Origin of the sequence: Tenacibaculum finnmarkense genomovar ulcerans (genome assembly GCF_900239495.1) — a bacterium.
GTDB classification, from domain to species: domain Bacteria; phylum Bacteroidota; class Bacteroidia; order Flavobacteriales; family Flavobacteriaceae; genus Polaribacter; species Polaribacter ulcerans.
Map to the genome: position 1 here is coordinate 1 of NZ_OENE01000046.1, position 2,084 is coordinate 2,084.

Consider the following 2,084-nt stretch of genomic DNA (forward strand, 5'->3'; position numbering starts at 1 on the left):
CTTCAGAACGTTACTCCTGCGCATAAGGGACTTGCACCCTCTAGATTAATAAACTACCTTTCGGTAGTCAAAAGATGCCCATGCTGGGCACACACAGTATGTATAAGTAATAAGGGAAATTGCTAAGTTGAAAATTTTGTGATTATTTACGAAATCCACCAAACTTGAAATTTTATGGTTGAAGAAAATAACAATAAAATTGCAAATTTGGTTAAGTGCTTAAATGAAATTTATTACAAATCAAATCCTTACTACTTATACACGAGTCGTTGCAAGTAATTGGCAAAAAATCACGCAAATTATAATGTATTTTTTAAGGCTAATAAAGAAGTATAATCGGAAACTATTTCCCTAAAAACCTTCTAAAGAATGAGCAAAATACTGAAAAACTTACGCAACTGTTGATTTAAAAGACTGACACATAAATTAATAAAAACGGAATGAATAAAACTGACCGAATTATCATCCAAAATCTGAATTTATAACGGCTGTAGAATTGAGAAAATGCAGAAAATTGAAATTGGAAAAATTGACGCAACCGCTGATTTAAAAGATTGACGCATAAATCAATAAAAACTGAATGAATAAAACTAACCGAATTATCATCCAAAATCTGAATTTATAACGGCTGTAGAATTGAGAAAATGCAGAAAATTGGAATTGGAAAAAAAAACAAACTACTTGCAACAAAATATATAAAAAATACTTAGTTTAGTGCTAAGACAAAAGTTAGTACTATTTTGTTAATTCCGATTTTCCTTCGGAAAATCCTCACGCACAAAACAGTACTTTCCATATATAAATCGTTAGGCACAATTAAAAATAAACCTGAGATTATTCAAAAAACTCGGAAAGATAAAAACATATAAATGAAACCAAGAGTATTTATTAGTTCAACTTATTATGACTTAAAACACGTAAGAGAAAGAATCGAAAGGTTTTTTGAAAAATATGCTTATGATGCTGTATTATTTGAAAGTAATAATGTGACCTTTGAACATGATAAACCTTTAGATATTTCATGTTACAATGAAGTAAAGACTTGCCAGATAATGGTTTTAATTGTTGGAGGACGTTATGGCTCAATAGTTTCAGGAGAAAATCAGATTGAGAAAAAAAACAATTATGACGAATATGTTTCAATAACAAGAAGAGAATTTGAAACAGCTCAAAAAATGAGAATTCCAATTTTTATTTTTATAGATAAAAATGTATATGCAGAATATCAAACATTTAAAACAAATTTATCATTATTTGATTCTTCCGATTTACTAAAAGAAAAAAAATTTAAATTTGCTCATGTAGATGACCCTAATATATTTAGGTTTATTAATAATATTCGTGGTCAGGCTATTAAAACATTTGAAAGAGTTGAAGATATTGAACAATACTTGAATAATCAATTAGCTGGTTTCATGTATTTGTACTTACAACAATTACAAGAAAATTCAAAAGAAGAAAAAGTATTAGATAGTGTTTCTGAACTTAGGAGTGTGACAAAGCAAATGAATGAAATGCTTGGTGCAATGGGAAGAAATTTAATGGAAGAGGATAAAGTAAAAGAAGTTTTATTTAATCAAAACAAAATACTTATTGACTTTTTTATAAATCAAATCAAAGATAATATTTCATTTCAAAACGAAATTATTGACTTTTCTAAAGAAGAAACTGAAAGGGTTTATTATGCCTTTAAAGAAACGGTTTTTAACTATGAATTACTTCATGAAATAGAATTAGAAGAGGATTATAAAAATGCTTGGGAAAAAAGAGGTGAATTAGAACTTTTATTAAAAATAAAGTTATTAGAAATCAATCCACATTTAGTTAGTAAAGACTTAAATTTCTATAAACTATCTAACAGTTATTACAAAAAAATATATCCAATTATTATTGAAGAGATAGAATTAAAAGAGTTATTCAAAAAACAATTTATAGAAGAGATAGAGTCAGAAATTACTGGACTTCCTTTTTAGAAAAAATAAAAGTGCCTAATCGAGTAGACGGCTCCGACTAAAATAGTCGGAGTGCGCCTCTCACACCACCGTACGTACGGGTCTCGTATACGGCGGTTCGTAAATCATCAA

The 2,084-nt window shown here is 28.2% G+C and carries 1 protein-coding gene; it reads left to right on the forward strand.

The features are described 5' to 3' along the window. Nucleotides 1-869: 869 nt before the first annotated feature. Nucleotides 870-1,973, forward strand: coding sequence for a DUF4062 domain-containing protein (locus DPIF8902391_RS10515; protein ID WP_172505796.1), 1,104 nt, complete (start codon nucleotides 870-872; stop codon nucleotides 1,971-1,973). The last annotated feature ends 111 nt before the right edge of the window (nucleotides 1,974-2,084 follow it).

Bases quoted from the DNA above. Each gene is read 5' to 3' on its own strand.
- DPIF8902391_RS10515 (WP_172505796.1), top strand. From the start codon at position 870: ATGAAACCAAGAGTATTTATTAGTTCAACTTATTATGACTTAAAACAC.